Origin of the sequence: Rhodococcus sp. NPDC060176, from assembly GCF_042728675.1 — a bacterium.
GTDB lineage: Bacteria > Actinomycetota > Actinomycetes > Mycobacteriales > Mycobacteriaceae > Rhodococcus_F.
In genome coordinates, this window is sequence record NZ_JBHWYS010000013.1 from 61,858 (window position 1) to 81,111 (window position 19,254).

The window sequence follows — 19,254 nt, forward strand, 5'->3', positions numbered from 1 at the left end:
ACTGCTTACTTGCCTACGACTTACTTGCCCACCACCACGAATCCTTCTGTGGTCAGCGTGTTCTCAGGGCCGAACTTGAGCTTTCCGTACGAACCGATGGACGGCTCGCCCGAATCGTTGAAGTCCAACTCACCGGTGATGCCGTCGTAGTCGATGTCGGTACCCGCCTTCACCAACGGCAAGCACTCCACGTAGGACGTGCACTTGGTGCCACCTTCGGTGACGCTGTTGATGTTCGCCGCGATGTCCGTGCCCGCCGTCGACTTCGCCTGCTCGGCAGCAAGTGCCGAGATCACCACCGCGTCGTACGACTCTCCGGCGTAGTTGAAGTCGATCAGTGAGGGGTTGACCGCCTTCAGCCGATCTTGGAAGGCAGCTCCGACATCCGTCAGCGGCGTCGTTCCCTGCATCGTGTCGAGCAACGGCTTCGCCACGGATTCTCCGAGCGCGTTACCCATGTTGCCGTCGACGCCGTACATCGCCATTCCGTCCGACGGGCCGATGCCCACTTCGTGCATGCGCGTGATGATCTTCGCCGACTCTTCGAAGCCCACCAATGCAACTGCATCCGGATTGAAGTTCTTGACTTGATCGACTTCGGAGTTGAACGACTGCGCGTTCGGGTCGTAGATGATCTTCTCGATCTGATCGGAGGGGACGCCCGAATCGATCAGATTCTTTTCGATGTTGTCGGCCAGACCCGTCCCGTACGGGTCGTTGAGAGCCATGATGGCTACGCGCTGACCACCGTCGTCCGAAATGAGCTGTGCGACGGCCTGAGCCTGCAGTACGTCCGTCGGAGCGGTGCGGAAGTACATGCCCTTGTCTGGATAGCAGACGAACTGGTCCGACGTGTTGGCAGGAGAGAACATCACGACGCCCGCGCTGGCGATCTTGTCGATCACCTTGAGCGAGACCGACGACGACGCGGCGCCGACGATCACCTGAGTGCCTGCCGCCAATTCGCGGTCGACGGTTGAATTGGCGGTGTCCGTCGTGGTGTCACCCGAATCGCCAGGGATCAGTTGGACGGGTTGGCCGAGAACGCCTCCAGCGGCATTGACATCGTTGACGCCGAGCTGGGTGCCTGCAACCATCGGCGGCCCGAGGAACGACAAGCTGCCGGTGTCGGGAAGAAGCGTGCCGATGCGCAGCGCTTCCGTGGACGGGGTGGCGCCGGCCTTGGCCTGCTCCGGGGTGCAATCGGTCGTGACGGATGTCGTCGCGGCGGAAGCGCCGGACGTAGAGCCGCTCGAAGACGAGTCATCCGACTTGTCCGAGCTACAGCCTGCAAGTGCCAGTGATGCCGCGCCGAGAACTGCAGCAGTACGCACAAGTGTTCGTCTAGCCATCCCACGCTCCTAAGATCAGCCGGTGCTCGCGCCACCCGAACTGGCGCTCGCTGTGGGATCAGACGCTAGACCTTGGAACCGTTTCGCGATCCTTCAAGAAAGCCCTGTGACCTGACTGTTATCTGATGGCGCACAGTGTTTACACGGCTGTAGCGCTGCGCGACGTTTCGACCGTCGACGCAGCAGCCGAAAACTCGGACACTTTGCTCAAGCGTCCGGTTCGCCGCCCAGAGTTTCGAGCACGACCTGTGCGACGGCCTTCATCGTGGAGCGCCGGTCCATCGCGGCGCGCTGAATCCACTTGAACGCCTCGGGTTCGGTGAGCGCTTGGCGAACCATCAGAACACTCTTGGCGCGCTCGATGAGCTTGCGCGCTTCCAGTCGGTCGGACAGATCGGCGACCTCACGCTCGAGCGCGGTCACCTCTCGGAAGCGACTGACCGCCAATTCGACGGCAGGCACCAAGTCGCTGATGGAGAACGGCTTGACCAAGTAGGCCATGGCGCCGGCATCGCGTGCGCGCTCGACCAACTCGCGCTGACTGAATGCTGTGAGAATGACAACAGGAGCGATGCGCTTGGCGGCAATCTCCGACGCCGCGTCGATGCCGTCCCTCCTGGGCATCTTCACGTCCATGATGACCAGATCAGGCTTGAGTGACTCGGCCAACTCGACCGCCACCTGTCCGTCACCGGCCTCGCCGACGACGTCGTAGCCCTCTTCGCGGAGCATCTCGACCAGATCCATGCGGATCAACGCCTCGTCTTCAGCGACGACAACACGACGGGGTGCGAGCTGATTGCCTTGCGGCTGCGGCGAATTCATGGCCACCATCCTCCTCCATCGAACCGCCCCGACACGAGACGCGAACGATTAGAGGGTACCGGTGTTTGACATTGAAATCGCATCTTCTAATGTAGTCATCGCAACAAGCCCTCGTATCCCAATTGGCAGAGGAAACGGATTCAAAACCCGTCCAGTGTGAGTTCGAGTCTCACCGAGGGCACCACTGCAGCAGCCGGCCGTACCGCAAGGTTTCGGCATTCGGCTGTACCCCGGATCAACCGCCGCTAGGTTCGATCCATGAACGGTCGCCGGTTGATTGCTCTGCTCGGAACCATGTCTTGTCTCTGCCTGCTCACCGGATGTCAGACAGACGACGAATCCGACATTGCTGGCGGATCTTCCACCCAGGTCGTCTCTTCCACCCAGGTCGTCCTCGACGCTGCAACACGGACCGGCACCCTTCAGGTCGGCTCTCGCCCGATCGAGGCCGCGTCCACCGAGATCTCCACGCTTCCCTCATTGCCCAGCGACACAGCGATCGCTTCACCGAATCCACCCGTCGACGTGACCGCGATCGACGTGACCGCGATCGACGTGACCGATCACGATGGTTTCACCCGCATCACCTATCGCTTCGACGGCAACGGACCGGTGTTCTGGAAAACCGAATACGTCAGTGAAGCAATCCGAGCGGGAGACAGCACAGTCGTAGATGTCGGTAGTCGATCGATACTTCAGGTCGATCTGATGGGAGTCCGGTCGCATCCGAGTCTTGTCTCGGCTCCCCTCGACGTCACAAACATCACCCGCATGGAGAGTGCCGGTACGAACGATACGATCCTGCAGTCGTTTATCGGCACTCTCCAGACCCGGCCGGCGTACACGGTGTCGACATCCGATTCCCCGTCCCAGCTGACTATCGACATCCCCGCAGCCGACAACTGACCCTCGATACCCAATTACGCGCTCAGCTCAGCCATTCCAGCGCAGCTGCGGTCAACGCGGCGATTCCGTTGTCGAGGGTCGGCTGGATCACCGGGGCGTACCGCGGTGAGTGGTTCGATGCAATGTCCTCCCCGACGGTTCCCGCTGTTACGGCCTTCAGGTAGGCCTCGGGATCCGCACCGCCGAGGAGCCAGTACACCAGCGGCGCTCCGGCCGCGTCGGCGAGGATTCCGACGTCTTCACTCCCGGTGACCGGTCCAGGATCGATGACGCCGTGTTCCCCGAATACGCCCCTGAATGCAGCGCTCACGCGATCGCAGGCCGCGCCGTCGTTGATCAACACCGGAAACGACTCTTGTGCAATCAGTTCGGGCTCACGGACGGCGCCCGATGCCTGCGCCTCTGCGCAGACGATTCGGTGCACCGCGTCCAATACCCGGGTTCGGACGTCCGGTTCGACGGTCCGAATGCTCAGACCGAACTCGGCATGATCGGCGATGATGTTGTTCTTCGTACCTGCGTGAAACTGGCCCACTGTCAGTACACCTGTGTCGCTGCCGGCAATCTCGCGGGAGACCACCGTCTGCAACCGCATCACTGCCGATGCCGCCATGACGATCGGATCGATCGTGGTCTCAGGCTGCGATCCGTGCCCGCCCCTCCCGAACATCCGCACCAGCATGCTATCAGCCGCAGCGAATGCTGCCCCGGAATGCAATCCGACGATTCCCGCCGGTGCCGGCGCAACGTGTTGGCCGAGAACCACATCGGGTTTGGGAATGAGTTCGTACAACCCGTCGTCGACCATCGCCTGCGCGCCGGCACCGAGTTCCTCTGCGGGCTGGAACACGACCTCGAGCGTGCCCGACCACGAGTCGACGGTTTCACTGAGGATCCGAGCGGCGCCGAGCAACGCAACAACATGCATGTCGTGCCCGCACGCGTGCATGATCGGAACGTCGTTGCCCTCCTTGTCGGTTCCTCGCTCCGTGCTTGCATAATCGAGACCGGTGACTTCCTCGACCGGCAATGCGTCCATGTCGGCCCGAAGCAGAACGGTTGCGCCACTGCTGTTTCGGAGATTGCTGCTCTTTCGGAGGCTACTGCTGTTTCGGAGAACGCCTACTACTCCGGTTCCGCCGACTCCGGAATGAACCTCGAAGCCGAGGTCTCGCAATCGATCCGCGACGATTCCGGCGGTCCGATGCTCCGCAAACGACAACTCGGGGTGCGCGTGCAGATCTTTGTACAGATCTACGAGTGAAGCGCTGACATCACCGATTCGGTCCACCACGTTTGTCATGATTCTCACTGTATGCCCGAACCTCAGTCGCCCGAACTGCCGCGGCGAGAGTTTGTTCCAGCAGTACTGCAACCGTCATGGGGCCGACACCACCCGGCACCGGTGTGATTGCACCGGCGCGAGTGAGCGCGGCGCCGTACTCCACGTCGCCGACGTTGCCCGCGTTGTACCCCGCATCGATCACTACTGCCCCGGGCTTGATCCACGAACCTTTGACGAGTTCCGGCACGCCGACGGCAGCGATGACGACGTCCGCCGTACCGACGTGAGCGGCCAGGTCGACGGTTCGCGAATGGCAGTACGTCACGGTTGCGTCCCGACGCAGGAGGAGCATTCCCATCGGCAATCCGAGGATGGGGCTTCTGCCCACTACAACGGCATGCTTTCCGGCGAGTTCGACGCCTGTGGCGTCGAGGAGGCGCAGGATGCCACTCGGCGTACACGATTCGAATCCACCTCCGGACAACGCCATTGCCGCAAAAGATGCCGAAGTGACGCCGTCGACGTCCTTGTCGGCCGAGATGGCGTCGAACGCAGCCCGTTCGTCGATGTGGCCTGGCACCGGGTGTTGCAGCAGTATGCCGTCGATCGAAGGGTCCGCCGACAACGCTCTCAGCACGTCGACGAGTTCTTCAGTGGTTGTACTCACCGGGAGTTCGACCGTCCGCGACGTCATTCCGACGACGACAGACCGTTTGGCCTTCATCTGTACATACGCCTTCGAGGCCGGGTCCGCTCCCACGATAACCGCTGCCAGGCAAGGAACGTGCTCGGTCTCATCACGAAACTGCCTCGTGCGCAGTGACAAGTCCGCGAGCGCAGCATCGGCAATTGCGCGTCCGTCGATTATTCGAGCCACCACGTTCCGGTTGGGCAGATTTTCGGTAGACATGAATCCCCCTTCACACAAGATGTGTGAAGCACCCAGGCGGTCGATGCCTCGCGATGTGCACTCCCCGGTGGTAATTCCCACCCGCGCCAGTCGTGCGTGGCCAGCGTACCGCGCGGTTGTTTCACCGCCACGAAACGCATCGAGAACTCCGCTCTCAAAACGAGACAAATCGACATAACCTATCAATAGGTAACGATCTGACCTGCAGTTATTCCATCCTGTGCAATTAGATGGCACGATGGGGGCAACCGCACGGGCACCAAGCATTGGAGGCACCGATGGACAACGGCAAGATAAACCTGACCTATGACGGTCGGGTGTCACTGAGCTTCCAACTGGCGATTCCGCACGCACCGGACAAAGTCTGGAAAGTGATAACGGAACGCGAGTACCTCGACGCCTGGTTCCCGGCGGACGTCGATTTCGATCTCACTCCCGGCGCAGATCTGCTGTTCAAGGTGACGCCGGAACAAGTCGAGCGTTTCGGACTACCCGCAGATCACGTGACACGTGGCACGGTCATCAGCGTCCACCCACACCGAATTCTCGAATTCCTCTGGGACGCAGACACTCTGCATTGGGAGCTGGCTCCGGACGGCACCGGCGGCTGTTGGCTGACCCTCACCCACACGATGGAAGACGAAGAGTCCGCGTACGCCCATGCCGCGGGCTGGCACGCGGGCTTGGAAGTTGTTGCGGCCCAACTCGATGGACGCGAAGTCGACTGGTCTCCGTGGGACCGCGCCGACGAACTCTCACCGCAGTATCGCAAGTCGGCCTGAACCTGGGCCCGAGCACAGACCCGGGCCCGCTTCTCACTCCCCCTTGCGCGGGAAGTGCCTGATCATTCCTTCTTGAACCACTGTTGCCAACAGCAGTCCTTCCACCGAGAAATACCGTCCGGTCGCCAAACCACGCGAACCTGCAGCGACGGGCGATTCGGTCGCGTACAGGACCCAATCGCTGAATCGGAACGGACGGTGGAACCAGATCGAGTGGTTGACCGTCGCCGCGACGATACGATCATGGCCCCAGGACAATCCATGAGTGGTCAGAATCGAATCGAGCACAGTGGTGTCCGACGAATATGCAAGCGTCGCAGCGTGTACGAGTGAATCATCCGGAAGATCGCCGTCGGGGCGCATCCACACCCGATTGTGGTTGAGTTTCTCACCGGTGCCTTTGAGTATCCACGCCGGATCGTTGGCGTACCTCATGTCGATCGGCTTGAGCGCCGCACTGAAATGCGGCAGTTTCTCCTCGTACCCGACCAGATGATCGCCGATCGGCGGCAGGGACTCCGGAAGTGGAACATCCGGAATCTCGACGGCATGGTCGAGCCCCTTGCCGGAGTCCTGGAACGCCGCGAGCATCACGAACAATTCGTTCTCACCCTGATAGGCCGTCACCTGACGGTTGGCGAAAGCACGCCCGTCACGATGACGCTCCACCCGATACTCGATGGGCGCCTTGACATCTCCACCCCGAATGAAATGGGCGTTGACGGCATGGATGGGGCGCTCACCGTCGACGGTCCGTCCGGCAGCCATCAGTGCCTGAGACACCAACTGACCGCCGAACGTCCGCGAACCTACTTGCTCGGGGTGGTGTCCACGGAACGCGTCGTCACCGATCTGCTCCAGATCCAACAGACCGAGGAGAGTGCCGAGGTCGGTGGACGCATTCGCGTGGGTCACTCAGTGGTCCTCTTCACCGATGCGGTGGACGTGAATGAGGTTGGTGGAGCCGACGGTTCCCGGAGGGGACCCGGCAACGATGACCACGAGGTCGCCCTTGACGTACCGACCGAGGGAGAGCAAAGCATTGTCTACCTGACGCACCATCTCGTCGGTGGTGGCCACCGCATCGACCAGGAACGTCTCGGTTCCCCATGTCAGCGTCAGCTGACTGCGTACTGCGGGCAACGGTGTGAAGGCGAGCAGCGGCAGCGGAGTGTGCAGGCGAGCCAGTCGTCGCACCGTGTCACCGGACTGTGTGAATGCAACCAATGCCTTGGCGTCCAGACGTTCGCCGATGTCACGTGCTGCGTACGAGATCACACCGCGCTTGGTGCGCGGGACGTGAGTCAGGGGTGGGACTCGGGTCGATTCGTTCTCGACGGCTTCGACGATGCGGGCCATGGTGCGAACGGTTTCCATGACGTACTTGCCCACTGATGTCTCGCCCGAGAGCATGACTGCATCCGCGCCGTCGAGGACGGCGTTGGCAACGTCGGATGCCTCTGCGCGGGTCGGACGCGAGTTCTCGATCATCGACTCGAGCATCTGCGTGGCGACGATGACCGGCTTCGCGTTCTCACGAGCAATCTGGATTGCGCGCTTCTGGACGAGCGGGACCTGCTCGAGCGGCAACTCGACACCGAGGTCACCGCGGGCGACCATGACGGCGTCGAATGCGAGCACGATGGCTTCGAGATTGTCGATGGCCTCGGGCTTCTCGAGCTTCGCGATGACGGGAACGCGGCGCCCGACTCGATCCATGATGGCGTGAACCAATTCGACGTCCGCGGGTGAGCGAACGAAGGACAGTGCAATGAAGTCGACGCCCAGCTTGAGGGCGAACTCGAGGTCGGCGATGTCCTTGCCCGACAGGGCAGGAACGGAGACGTTCATGCCAGGCAGCGAGAGGCCCTTGTTGTTGCTGACGGGACCGCCTTCGGTGACCCGACATACGACGTCGTTACCGTCGATGGAAGTGACGACCAGGCCGACCTTTCCGTCGTCGACCAGCAGTCGGTCGCCGGCCTTGGCGTCGCGCGCCAATTCCTTGTACGTGGTCCCGACGCGATCGTGTGTTCCCTCGACGTCGTCGACGGTGATACGAACCTCTTCACCGTTGGCCCAGGTGGTCCGCTCGTCCTTGAATCGGCCGAGGCGAATCTTGGGCCCCTGGAGGTCGGCGAGAACACCGACGGCCTTTCCGGTGGCGTCCGACGCGGCGCGGACGCGAATGTAGTTTTCTTCGTGATCGGCATGCTCGCCGTGGCTGAAGTTGAGGCGAGCCACGTCCATGCCGCTCTCCACGAGCTCACGGATGCGGTCGCCAGAAGCTGTCGCAGGTCCAAGTGTGCATACAATTTTTGTCCGTCGGTTCACGGCTCGAGCCTAGTCGCTACCCCACCGCACTTCTATCCGGCATTTGTGACGTGCACTTTCTGTTCTTACTCGATTCAGTTGTTCACCTCACGAACAGCGGAAATGCCTTCGGAACTACCGGCGACGGAAGGTCGGACCCGCCGGTGAGATACACGTCGACGGCACGTGCGGCCGACCGCCCCTCGGCAATCGCCCACACGACGAGCGACGCCCCGCGATGCGCGTCGCCGCAGACGAACACGCCGGGTGTTCGGGTCTGCCACCCGACATCACACTCGATTCTGCCGAGCGGATCGGTGCCGACATCGAGGTCGGTAAGCAGTGGCGCGGATTCGACGCCGTCGAATCCGAGAGCGAGCAGCACCATCTCGCACGCGAGGTCCGTCGTGTCCCCGGTCTGCACCATGGTCCGCTGTCCGTTCTCTCCCCGCGACACGGCGACCGGAACCATCCGGATTGCACGAACCGCACCGTCACCGTCGTCGAGAAATTCCTGCGCCGCCCATCGGAACCGTTTGTCACTGCCCTCCTCGTCTGCCGGGGAGCTGCGCAGGACCCGCGGCCACAACGGCCACGGGTCGCGGTCTCGATCGCGATGCCCCGGGGGTGGGACGTGGTAATCCAGTTCCGTCACCGAGCGCGCACCCTGGCGATGCACCGTGCCGAGGCAGTCGGCCGCCGTGTCACCGCCACCGATGATCACGACGTTCTCACCTCGCGCCGAGATACTCGAGGCGCCGTCACCCTCGCATTCACGGTTGGCAGCACGCAGGTACTTCATCGCACAATGGATTCCGCGAAGGCCACGCCCCGGCACGTCGGTGTCTCGGGCACGATCGGCCCCGACCGCCAGGACTGTCGCTTCGAAATTCGTCATGAGGACTTGTGCGCTCACGTCGACTCCGACGGTGCAGCCGGTGACGAATCGAGTCCCCTCGGCGGTCAACTGGGCCAGTCGCCGGTTGATCAAGGCTTTGGGCAACTTGAATTCCGGGATTCCGTAGCGAAGCAGTCCCCCGATTCGATCACTCCGCTCGAACACCGTGACACGATGTCCGGCGCGTGTCAGTTGTTGAGCCGCAGCCAGTCCCGCCGGTCCCGAACCGATTACCGCAACACGGTTGGCGCTGTGAACTACGGGCGCCCGTGGCCCCAACGAACCCGACTCCCAGGCGTTGTCGACGATCGCCTGTTCGATACGTTTGATGGTGACACCTCCCGACGTGCGCTCGTCGTCGAGTGCGAGAACGCACGCCGTTTCGCACGGAGCGGGGCACAGATGTCCGGTGAACTCGGGGAAATTGTTGGTGGAATGCAGATTCTCCGAGGCTTCGGACCACCGACCACGCCGAACCAGGTCGTTCCATTCCGGGATGAGATTGCCGAGCGGACATCCCACCCCGGCTGAATGGCAGTACGGCACAGCACAGTCCATGCATCGCGAGGCCTGTGCGGAAACGTCTCGATTGCGCACCACGGGATCCATCGACTCGTAAACCGATTCCCAGTCCCCGACACGCACATCGGTCGGCCTGGTCGGTGCGCCGGATCGTTTCACGCTGAGGAACCCACGTGGGTCAGGCATGAGCCGGCTCCGCCAGTTGGTTCTCTTCAACGACCTTCTGATAGTCGACGGGCAGAACCTTGGTGAATCTCGGACTGTGGCCGACCCAGTCGTCGAGAAGTTGTGCCGCGACCGACGAGCCGGTCGCGGCCAGATGATCACCGAGAATCTCGACCAGCCGACTACAGTCTTCCGCCGAAGGCCGCGCGAGAACCACCATGTCGCAGTTGACCTTCTCGGCGTTCAAGTCGAGTACGAAGGCGACTCCGCCGGACATTCCCGCAGCAAGGTTCCTACCAGTCGGGCCGAGAATGACGACGCGCCCCCCGGTCATGTACTCACACGCGTGATCTCCGACGCCCTCCACCACAGCGACCGCGCCCGAGTTACGTACGGCGAATCGCTCCCCCACACGCCCCCGTGCATAGAGTGCGCCGCTCGTGGCGCCGTACAGCACGGTATTGCCCGCAATCACCTGCTCCTCGGCCTTGGAGGGCGAGTCTTCGCTTGGGCGAAGTACGATCCGTCCACCCGAGAGACCCTTCCCCACATAATCGTTTGCATCGCCGACTACGACCAACGAGATGCCCGGTGGCAGGAACGCACCGAGCGACTGGCCTGCCGTTCCGCTGAGCACGATGTCGATGGTGCCGTCGGGTAGCCCGACGGCGCCGAAGCGTCTGGTCACCTCAGCGCCCAGCCTCGTTCCCACCGCCCGATCCGTATTGTGTATCGGCAGTTCGATATTCACGGGTCGAGCGTCCTCGAGTGAGGCCGCGGCACACTCGATCAGGGTGCGTTCGAGTTCGCTCGAAACAGGTACACACGGCTGGTAGGGCGCGCCGGCCGGCGCCGGCGGAACGTCGAAAAGTGGCGAGAGTTCCAACGTCCGGCTCTTCCAGTGCGCCGCCTCCGGAGTCATTTCCAATACGTCCGCGTGTCCCAGAGCGTCATCGATACTTCGAAACCCCAGTTCTGCCAACAACCGTCGTACGTCGTCGGCAATGAAGCGGAAGAAGTTCTCGACGTACTCGGGCCGGCCGGTGAATCGCTCGCGCAATTCGGGATTCTGAGTTGCTACTCCGACGGGGCAGGTGTCGAGGTGACATACCCGCATCATGACGCAACCGGCCGCGATGAGTGGCGCCGTGGAAAACCCGTACTCCTGGCCCCCCAGCAACGCGGCAATGACGACGTCCCGCGCCGTACGCAAACCCCCGTCACACTGGACGACGATCCGATCGCGCAACCCGTTGAGTACCAACGTCTGCTGAGTTTCGGCCAGCCCGATCTCCCACGGGGTACCCGCGTGATGGATGGACGAGAGTGCCGCCGCGCCCGTCCCGCCGTCGTGACCGGAGATCAGCACAACGTCGGCGTGCGCTTTGGCCACACCTGCCGCAACTGTCCCGACTCCGACCGCGCTGACCAGTTTCACGTGTATCCGTGCACGATGGTTTGCGCATCTGAGGTCGTAGATCAGTTGGGCGAGATCCTCGATCGAATAGATGTCATGGTGAGGGGGCGGAGATATGAGACCGACCCCTGGCGTCGAGTACCGGGTTTCCGCGATCCACGGGTACACCTTGGACCCCGGAAGCTGCCCTCCTTCACCCGGTTTGGCACCTTGGGCCATCTTGATCTGAATGTCGGTGGCGTTGACGAGGTAATCGCTGGTCACCCCGAAGCGACCACTCGCGACCTGCTTGACGGCGCTTCGACGCTTGTTGTCACGTAACCGCTCCGGCGACTCTCCGCCCTCACCGGTGTTGGAACGTCCGCCGAGAGCGTTCATCGCAACCGCCATCGTCTCGTGCGCCTCGGCGGAGAGGGAGCCGTAGCTCATCGCACCGGTGTTGAATCGAGCGAGAATCATCTCGACGGGTTCGACATGACGGAGCGGAACCGGCGGACGAATCCCGTGTCGGAATCGAAACAATCCCCGCAGGGTTCCGCCCTGCGCACTCAGTCGATCGACTTCGTCGCTGTAGCAACGAAACATGTCACTACGTCCTGACCGTGTCGCATGTTGAAGAAAAAACACGGACTCTGGCGTGAACAGATGCAATTCACCGCCGCGGCGATACCGGAACTCTCCACTGCTGCTCAACTGACGATGCCGCACCGCGGACACCGAGAACGCTGCCGCGTGACGCATCAGGACTTCGTTGGCGACTTCGGTGATACCGATGCCGCCGATCCGGCTTCGTGTGTCGCAGAAGTACTCGTCGACCAACTCTCGGCCCAAGCCCACGGCCTCGAAAACCTGAGCGCCCGTGTAGGAGTGAACCGTAGCGATTCCCATCTTCGACATCACCTTGAGCACGCCGGAATTTGTAGCTCTCAGATAGTTGTCCGTTGCCGTCTTCGGATCTATCCCGGGAAGTTCGTCTCGCTCGCTGAGTGCTTCTACCGATTCGAGAGCAAGATACGGGTGGACAGCCGCCGCACCGTAGCCGATCAGCAAGGCGATGTGATGAACTTCGCGGGCGTCACCCGACTCGACAACGAGTGAGACCTTGGTTCGCAGGCCATGACGAACAAGATCGTGGTGCACGCTCGACACTGCGAGTAACGACGGAATGGGAGCCTGCTCGCAGTCCGATCCACGGTCGGAGATCACAAGGATTTCGATACCAGCTGCCGCGGCTGTTCGGGCGGCCTCACGAAGCCTCTCGACACCCTCGGCGAGACCGCCCCGCGCATCGAAGATTCCTTGCAGAACAGTGCTTGTCGGAGTTCGAGGGCCGCGGAGTTCGGCGATCTTCTGCATTTCCACCGGACCGATTACCGGTTTCTGCAGAACGATCCTCCGGCACGACCGGACAGATGCTTCGAACAAGTTCTGCTCGGCACCGAGCATGGTTGCGAGTGTCGTGACTACTTCCTCGCGAATCGCGTCCAACGGCGGGTTGGTCACCTGGGCAAAGAGCTGAACGAAGTAGTCGTACAAAAGCTTCGGTCGATCCGAGAGAACGGCGAGCGGCGTGTCGACGCCCATCGATCCCAACGGCTCCGATCCTGAGCTTGCCATCGGGACAAGAATGTCCTGCAGGTCCTCGGCCTGGTATCCGTAGAGCACCTGACGTTGCAACAGCGAAGCCGGATCGCCTCGGGCGGGCGCAGACTCGGGGATGTCCTCGAGGTCGACCAACCCCCCGGCGAGCCAGTCCCGGTAGGGAGCTGTGCTCGCAAGTTCCGACTTGATCTCCGCATCGGGAACGATGCGACGGCGAGCAGTGTCGACGAGGAACATGCGCCCCGGCTCGAGGCGCCCCTTTTCCAGCACCTCGGATGTGGGGGCGTCGAACACACCGCTCTCACTGGCCAACACGACACGGCCGTTCTTCATCCGCCACCACCGCCCTGGTCGAAGTCCGTTGCGATCCAACACCGCCCCCACAACAGTGCCGTCGCTGAATGTCACCGACGCCGGACCGTCCCACGGTTCCATCAGGCAACCGTGAAATTGATAGAAGGCCCTTATCGCGTCAGGCATCGAAGAATCATTCTCCCAGGCGCCGGGAACCATCATCGCGATGGCGTGTTGCACACTGCGGCCCCCGAGCGTCAAAAGCTCGAGGACTTCGTCGAACGACGAAGAGTCGGATCCTCCCGGGGTGCAGATCGGAAACAAGCGATCGATGTCCCCGTCGAAAAATGCGCTCCGCATCATCGGCTCGCGAGCACGCATCCAATTCCTGTTTCCCACAATCGTATTGATCTCGCCGTTGTGAGCGATGCAGCGATACGGCTGAGCGAGTGGCCACGACGGAAAAGTGTTCGTGGAGTATCGGCTGTGCACGACTGCCAAGGCGGTTCGCATTCTGCCATCGCGCAGGTCGGTGAAGTAACCGGGCAACTGCGCCGGCGTCAGCATGCCCTTGTACACAATGGTTCGCGCGGACAACGAGGGGAAATACACTGCAGTGCTGTCCGAATGAATCCGCTCGACTTGCCTCCTGAGCGCAAACACTCGTCGGTCCAAGGCAATTCCGCCCACACTGTGATCGCTGGACTGGGAGCACATCACAAAACACTGGCTGATGTACGGAGCACACTGCGCGGCAACGGCTCCGACGCAGTCGCTGTCGACCGGTACCTCTCGCCACCCGATAACCTGCAGTCCTTCTGCCGCTGCGCATTGATCGATCCGAACAACCGCTTGACGACGTGCTTCCTCGTCCACCGGAAGAAAGCAGTTTCCGGCCGCGTAGGTGTTCTCACCCATCGAATTGGGCGGTGGGAGCTCGAACTCGGTCACCGCGTCGAAGAACTCCGTCGGCAGCTGAATCAGAATGCCCGCGCCGTCTCCGCTGTTGGATTCGCGCCCGACTGCGCCGCGATGGGAGAGATTGCCCAAGACCGCGAGCGCCTCGTCGACAATGGAATGCATGTGCCGTCCAGAGGTGTCTGCTACCACGGCTACACCACATGAATCGGTTTCCTGATCGGGGTCGTACAGGCCTCGAGGGTCAGGTATTCGAGAAAACGGCACTCGGCGACCTCCACACGGACATGCAGCCGACGAGCGCTAGTTTATCAGCCCATAACCGCAGGTCGCGAGAGTAAAACTGTAACCCCCTGATACCGAGGCATCAGGGGGTCACAGTTCCGAACGTCGTCTCGATCAGCTACGCAAAGGACGGTTGTACTGATCGCGCACGCTGCCGGTCAACATCATGATTCCGTCGATGAGCGGCCAGATTCCGCCGATGCCACACGTCAACCAAGTGACCGCGATCTGCGCTACAGCCATGCCGGGCTGATTGAGATAGAACCGTCCCGCTCCGAATCCTCCGAGCAGAATACCCAGCAATCCGGCGGTCGTCTTCGATTTGTCCGAGTACGGTTCGCCGGTCATCGGGTCACGTCCGTACGGTGCGGACGGATCAACCAGGCCGTAACCAGCCTGAGGATAACCCTGCGCTTGTGGGTATCCCTGCGGCTGACCGTAACCCGGCTGTGAATATCCGGGCTGAGGGTAGCCCTGCGGCTGACCGTAATTCTGGCTTCCCTGCGGCGGAGCCGCGTAAGGATTCGGAGTCTGATCTGCCGGCGCACCGTAGACCGGACCGTCCGTCGGGGATTGGGTCGGGCTCGAGTAGTCAGGCGCCGGATAGTTTTGAGCGGCGTAGCTTTCCTGCGACGTGTACGGCGCTGTGGGCTGATTCGGTGTGGAATCGGCAGTGGGAAACGCTGTGGTCGATTCGGTTCCGGTCGGCGGCGGGTAGATGGGGTGGTTTCCCCAACCCGGACCGTTTCCGACTCCCGAATACGTGTCCCAGCCTGGACCGGTGCCGGTGGTCTCCGTCGACGGCGTCTTTTCCGTGGGCGCCGATGTCTCCGTCAACGACGCATCCGCCGTCGCGTCGTAGTCGAAGGGCGACCCGAACTGCGGTGGAACTGGCGGCTGCGATCCAGACGAGTCCCCCGACTCGGAAGGTTCCGGATTCTTGTTCAAGTTAGGCAACGTACTTTCCTTCGATTCGACGACGGTACGTAATAGCTTTTGTTATCGGGCCGCGAGGAGGGTTCGACCCTCTCGTGGCCAGTCCCCCACACATCTGTCCTCAGTTCGTGCTCGCGACTCATCCTCGCAATGGCCGGCGAGCACCGTCCCGCGCATTGCCCGAAAGTATCACGATGCCGTCGATGAACGCCCAGATCCAAATTCCGATGGCAAATGGAATTCCGATGAGGAACGCCGACATGAACAGCGCGAAGAACATGCCGAGCAGTTGGCACAGTCCGATGCCGACACTTCCGATGTAGAGGCGCCCGACTCCACAGATTCCGAAGAAGCCCAGCAAAATCTGCAACAGGCCGGCAGTGGCCTTCGACTTGTCGGAATACGGTTCCCCGGTTACCGGGTGCCGACCATACGGCGCGTAGGGATCACCGAACCCGTACATCGACGGAGCCGGCAGTGGCTGCTGATAACCGTACGGATTGGGCGCGCCGTACACCGGCCCCTGATCCTCGGGGAATCCTCCCTGCGAATAGGAACCTGTCACGGCTTGTCATTCTTCGACAGCTTCACCGCGTCCGACGACTCGTCCGTCGCTGCCGTGGAGGCGCTTGCCTCACCGGAATCGGATTGAGGGGAATCAGATTCAGTGGCCTTTGCATCGGCTTTTGTATCCGCCTTTGCATCGGTCTTTGCTGAATCACTCTCGGTAACGGGCGTCGCGGCTCCTGCTTCACCGGCAGATACCGCAGCAACGTAGTTCTTCGACTTCAAATCAGCCGGATCCTCACGCCCCTTCTTCGCCAGGAAGAAGTAGGCAAGCGCGGCGAAGAACACGATCCCCGAAGTGAAGGTGTTGACTCGAATGCCGGCGATCTCGTAGGCAAAATCGTCGCGCATCAGCTCGACGACGAACCGGCCCAGGCAGTAGCCCGCGACGTACAGAGCAAACAGGCGTCCGTGGCCGATCTTGAATCGGCGGTCGACGAGGACAAGCAGGATCACGATCAGGACGTTCCACACAGCCTCGTAGAGGAACGTCGGGTGAACGACCCGGATGACTTCTCCGTTGGAAACACCCGCGAGTTGATCGAGTTGGCCGGAAGAGTTCACTCGCTCGAAGATCTCGAGGCCCCACGGCACGGTGGTCTCGCGACCGTACAACTCCTGGTTGAAGTAGTTGCCGATACGGCCGATGGCCTGCGCGAGCAGGATGCCGGGCGCAATCGCGTCACCGAGGGCAGATACGGGAATGCCGCGTCGCCGGCAGCCGATCCACGCACCGATACCGCCGAGGAAGACAGCTCCCCAGATTCCGAGGCCGCCCTGCCACACCTTGAGTGCGTCGAGAGGCGTACCGTTCTCGCCGAAATAGGCGGGCCAGTCGGTCAATACGTGGTAGAGCCTGCCACCGATCAGACCGAAGGGAACAGCCCAGATCGCGATGTCGAGAACGGTCCCCTTCTCGCCACCGCGGGCGACCCAACGACGATCTCCCCACACGATCGCGACGATGATGCCGAGGATGATGAAGAGCGCGTAGGCGCGCAGCGCCACCGGTCCGACGTACCAGACGCCTTGGGGCGGGCTGGGGATATAGGCCAGCAGGTCCACAGTTGAGGTCACGACGCCACGGTAGCCGAGCGGACGCCCTCGGCGAGTTCTTCGGTGAGCGAGCGAACCGCACCCAACCCGTTCTCGACCGCGGAAACCAGGGCCGAACCAACGATGACGGCATCGGCGTATGCCGCGATTTCGGCAGCTTGTGCGCCGGAGCGAACTCCCAATCCGACGCCGACGGGAATGTCGGAATGCGCGCGGATTCGTGCGGTCAGTTCCGGAGCCATCGAAGACACGGCGTCTCGAGCGCCGGTGACACCCATTGTCGAGGCCGCGTAGATGAATCCACTACTCGCGTCGAGTGTCATCGCGAGCCGTTCTTCTGTCGAGGACGGGGCGACAAGGAAGATTCGGTCGAGGTGGTGCTCCTCGGATGCTTCGATCCAGGCGCCTGCTTCTTCCGGAATGAGGTTGGGGGTGATGAGTCCGAGCCCGCCGGCGGAAGCGAGGTCTCGTGCGAACTTCTCGACGCCGTACTGCAGTACCGGGTTCCAGTAGGTCATCACGACGGCCTTGCCGCCGACCGAACTGATCTGCTCGATCACGGTGAAGATGTCGCGAAGGCGAACGCCGTTGGTGAGTGCGGTTTCGGCTGCACGCTGGATGGTCGGACCGTCCATGACCGGATCGGAATACGCGACACCGACTTCGATGATGTCGCAGCCACCGTCGACCATCGCCTTGAACACGTCGATCGATTCGGGAACGGTCGGATAACCGGCAGGCAGGTAACCGACGAGGGCGGCACGCTTGTCAGCCTTGCACGCTGCAAAGGTGGGTGCGAGGCGTGATGGTCGTTCGCTCACTTGTCCGAGCCTTCCGTGTTGTCGTTCTGGTCTGCTGCATCATCCGGAGCGGTTGCCTGACTCGAGGCGCCGTCGAAGAGACCGAACCAGCTTGCGGCGGTGTCCATGTCCTTGTCACCGCGACCGGAGAGATTGACGACGATGATCGCGCCCTCGCCGAGTTCCTTGCCCAGTCGGAGCGCGCCGGCAACGGCGTGGGCGGATTCGATGGCCGGGATGATGCCTTCGCGGCGCGAGAGCAGCAGTAGAGCATCCATCGCTTCACTGTCGGTGACGGGTTCGTAGGTGGCACGCCCGATATCGCTCAGGTAAGCGTGCTCGGGTCCGACGCCCGGGTAGTCCAAACCGGCAGAAATCGAGTGCGATTCGATGGTCTGACCGTCTTCGTCCTGAAGCAGGTAGGAGTAGGCGCCCTGGAAGGCACCCGGTGTACCACCGGCGAATGTTGCTGCATGCCTACCAGTTTCGACACCGTCACCGGCTGCTTCGTAGCCCACCAGCCGTACCGACAGATCGTCGATGAACGGGTGGAAGATTCCGATCGCATTCGAACCACCTCCGACGCAGGCTGTGACTGCGTCGGGCAGGCGACCGGTCAGTGCCTGAACCTGGACACGAGTTTCGAGGCCGACCACTCGCTGGAAGTCGCGAACGATGGTGGGGAACGGGTGCGGACCTGCCGCGGTACCGAAGCAGTAATAGGTGTTGTCCGCGTGGGAAACCCAGTCGCGCAAGGCTTCGTTGATCGCGTCCTTGAGCGTGCGCGAACCGGTCTCGACCGAGACGACCTCCGCGCCGAGTAGGCGCATGCGGGCGACGTTCAGTGCTTGACGTTCGGTGTCGACAGCACCCATGTAGATGACGCACTCGAGACCGAGCAGTGCACAGGCGGTGGCCGATGCCACACCGTGCTGGCCTGCTCCGGTCTCGGCGATGATGCGGGTCTTACCCATGCGCTTTGCCAGCAGAACCTGACCGAGAACGTTGTTGATCTTGTGAGAACCGGTGTGGTTCAAATCTTCACGCTTGAGAATGATGCGCGCACCACCGGCGAACTCGCTCATTCGCGTTGCCTCGAAAATCGGCGACGGACGTCCGGTGTAATCACGCTGCAAGCGATCGAGTTCGTTCAAGAACGTGTCGTCCGCGCGAGCCTTTTCGTACTCCGCGGTGACCTCTTCGATGACCGCCATGAGAGCTTCCGGCACATGCCGTCCGCCGTAGACGCCGAAATGGCCGCCGGCATCGGGATCATGTGAGCGCTCGGTGAGTCCCGCGCTGGCGGGCGGCAGATTGCCGCCCTTGAATGCTGCACCTGATACTGCACCGGAGCCTGGTTCCTGAGTACGTGAAGTCACCCCACCAGTCTGCCCCAAGGGTGCCGCTGGTCACCGCCCGGG

The 19,254-nt window shown here is 62.0% G+C and carries 15 protein-coding genes and 1 tRNA gene; 3 read left to right on the plus strand and 13 right to left on the minus strand.

The annotated features are described in order from the left end of the window. Window positions 1-20: 20 nt before the first annotated feature. Window positions 21-1,352 (minus strand): ABC transporter substrate-binding protein, encoded by a 1,332-nt coding sequence (locus ACFWEM_RS32175; RefSeq protein WP_317828956.1) that lies wholly within the window; start codon window positions 1,350-1,352, stop codon window positions 21-23. Between the two features lie 207 nt (window positions 1,353-1,559). Beyond that, window positions 1,560-2,177: an ANTAR domain-containing response regulator gene (locus ACFWEM_RS32180; protein ID WP_003944029.1), complete on the minus strand. Its 618-nt coding sequence runs from the start codon at window positions 2,175-2,177 to the stop codon at window positions 1,560-1,562. A 107-nt stretch (window positions 2,178-2,284) separates the two neighbouring features. On the opposite strand from ACFWEM_RS32180, the gene ACFWEM_RS32185 reads away from it, so the two are divergent. Both ACFWEM_RS32185 and ACFWEM_RS32190 read left to right on the plus strand, forming a co-directional pair. Then, window positions 2,285-2,361 (plus strand) — tRNA-Leu (locus ACFWEM_RS32185). Window positions 2,362-2,435: 74 nt separating this feature from the next. Next, complete coding sequence (locus ACFWEM_RS32190) at window positions 2,436-3,083, plus strand: hypothetical protein (protein ID WP_378539714.1); 648 nt, start codon at window positions 2,436-2,438, stop codon at window positions 3,081-3,083. Between the two features lie 22 nt (window positions 3,084-3,105). Here the strand turns inward: ACFWEM_RS32190 and ACFWEM_RS32195 are convergent, their stop codons facing one another. Both ACFWEM_RS32195 and ACFWEM_RS32200 read right to left on the minus strand, forming a co-directional pair. After that, window positions 3,106-4,386 (minus strand): amidohydrolase, encoded by a 1,281-nt coding sequence (locus ACFWEM_RS32195; protein ID WP_378539715.1) that lies wholly within the window; start codon window positions 4,384-4,386, stop codon window positions 3,106-3,108. Then, window positions 4,358-5,278 carry a bifunctional 5,10-methylenetetrahydrofolate dehydrogenase/5,10-methenyltetrahydrofolate cyclohydrolase gene (locus ACFWEM_RS32200; RefSeq protein ID WP_378539716.1) on the minus strand — a complete coding sequence of 307 codons (921 nt, stop codon included), beginning with the start codon at window positions 5,276-5,278 and terminating at the stop codon, window positions 4,358-4,360. Before ACFWEM_RS32200 ends, ACFWEM_RS32195 begins: the two co-directional genes overlap by 29 nt. A gap of 278 nt (window positions 5,279-5,556) precedes the next feature. On the opposite strand from ACFWEM_RS32200, the gene ACFWEM_RS32205 reads away from it, so the two are divergent. Further along, window positions 5,557-6,060, plus strand: coding sequence for an SRPBCC domain-containing protein (locus tag ACFWEM_RS32205; protein WP_042923025.1), 504 nt, complete (start codon window positions 5,557-5,559; stop codon window positions 6,058-6,060). Between the two features lie 33 nt (window positions 6,061-6,093). Here ACFWEM_RS32205 and ACFWEM_RS32210 read toward each other — a convergent pair whose 3' ends face one another. From ACFWEM_RS32210 to trpB, 9 genes are all read right to left on the minus strand, one after another. Continuing rightward, window positions 6,094-6,975, minus strand: a complete 882-nt coding sequence (locus ACFWEM_RS32210) for an acyl-CoA thioesterase II (RefSeq protein WP_230813279.1) — start codon at window positions 6,973-6,975, stop codon at window positions 6,094-6,096. Continuing rightward, on the minus strand, window positions 6,976-8,394 hold the full coding sequence (gene pyk / locus ACFWEM_RS32215; RefSeq protein WP_214890328.1) for a pyruvate kinase: 1,419 nt from the start codon (window positions 8,392-8,394) through the stop codon (window positions 6,976-6,978). An 82-nt stretch (window positions 8,395-8,476) separates the two neighbouring features. Further along, window positions 8,477-9,979, minus strand: coding sequence for a glutamate synthase subunit beta (locus tag ACFWEM_RS32220; protein WP_378539717.1), 1,503 nt, complete (start codon window positions 9,977-9,979; stop codon window positions 8,477-8,479). Then, the gene (gltB, locus tag ACFWEM_RS32225; protein WP_378539718.1) at window positions 9,972-14,456 is read right to left on the minus strand and encodes a glutamate synthase large subunit; all 4,485 of its coding nucleotides are present in this window, start codon (window positions 14,454-14,456) and stop codon (window positions 9,972-9,974) included. The genes ACFWEM_RS32220 and gltB overlap by 8 nt, the downstream gene beginning before the upstream one ends. Before the next feature lie 132 nt (window positions 14,457-14,588). Continuing rightward, complete coding sequence (locus ACFWEM_RS32230) at window positions 14,589-15,422, minus strand: NINE protein (protein WP_378539752.1); 834 nt, start codon at window positions 15,420-15,422, stop codon at window positions 14,589-14,591. A gap of 127 nt (window positions 15,423-15,549) precedes the next feature. Next, entirely contained in the window at window positions 15,550-15,975 is a 426-nt protein-coding gene (locus ACFWEM_RS32235; RefSeq protein ID WP_378539719.1) for a TM2 domain-containing protein, read from the minus strand. Beyond that, window positions 15,972-17,054, minus strand: coding sequence for a prolipoprotein diacylglyceryl transferase (gene lgt, locus ACFWEM_RS32240; protein ID WP_378539720.1), 1,083 nt, complete (start codon window positions 17,052-17,054; stop codon window positions 15,972-15,974). Before lgt ends, ACFWEM_RS32235 begins: the two co-directional genes overlap by 4 nt. Beyond that, window positions 17,051-17,854, minus strand: coding sequence for a tryptophan synthase subunit alpha (gene trpA / locus ACFWEM_RS32245; protein WP_378539721.1), 804 nt, complete (start codon window positions 17,852-17,854; stop codon window positions 17,051-17,053). Before trpA ends, lgt begins: the two co-directional genes overlap by 4 nt. Beyond that, entirely contained in the window at window positions 17,851-19,212 is a 1,362-nt protein-coding gene (trpB, locus tag ACFWEM_RS32250) for a tryptophan synthase subunit beta (protein WP_378539722.1), read from the minus strand. Before trpB ends, trpA begins: the two co-directional genes overlap by 4 nt. Window positions 19,213-19,254: the final 42 nt, after the last annotated feature.

What these genes read in the sequence shown, in the direction of transcription:
- ACFWEM_RS32175 (WP_317828956.1), bottom strand. Translation starts at nt 1,352, where the DNA reads ATGGCTAGACGAACACTTGTGCGTACTGCTGCAGTTCTCGGCGCGGCA.
- ACFWEM_RS32180 (WP_003944029.1), bottom strand. Translation starts at nt 2,177, where the DNA reads ATGAATTCGCCGCAGCCGCAAGGCAATCAGCTCGCACCCCGTCGTGTT.
- ACFWEM_RS32190 (WP_378539714.1), top strand. Translation starts at nt 2,436, where the DNA reads ATGAACGGTCGCCGGTTGATTGCTCTGCTCGGAACCATGTCTTGTCTC.
- ACFWEM_RS32195 (WP_378539715.1), bottom strand. Translation starts at nt 4,386, where the DNA reads ATGACAAACGTGGTGGACCGAATCGGTGATGTCAGCGCTTCACTCGTA.
- ACFWEM_RS32200 (WP_378539716.1), bottom strand. Translation starts at nt 5,278, where the DNA reads ATGTCTACCGAAAATCTGCCCAACCGGAACGTGGTGGCTCGAATAATC.
- ACFWEM_RS32205 (WP_042923025.1), top strand. Translation starts at nt 5,557, where the DNA reads ATGGACAACGGCAAGATAAACCTGACCTATGACGGTCGGGTGTCACTG.
- ACFWEM_RS32220 (WP_378539717.1), bottom strand. Translation starts at nt 9,979, where the DNA reads ATGCCTGACCCACGTGGGTTCCTCAGCGTGAAACGATCCGGCGCACCG.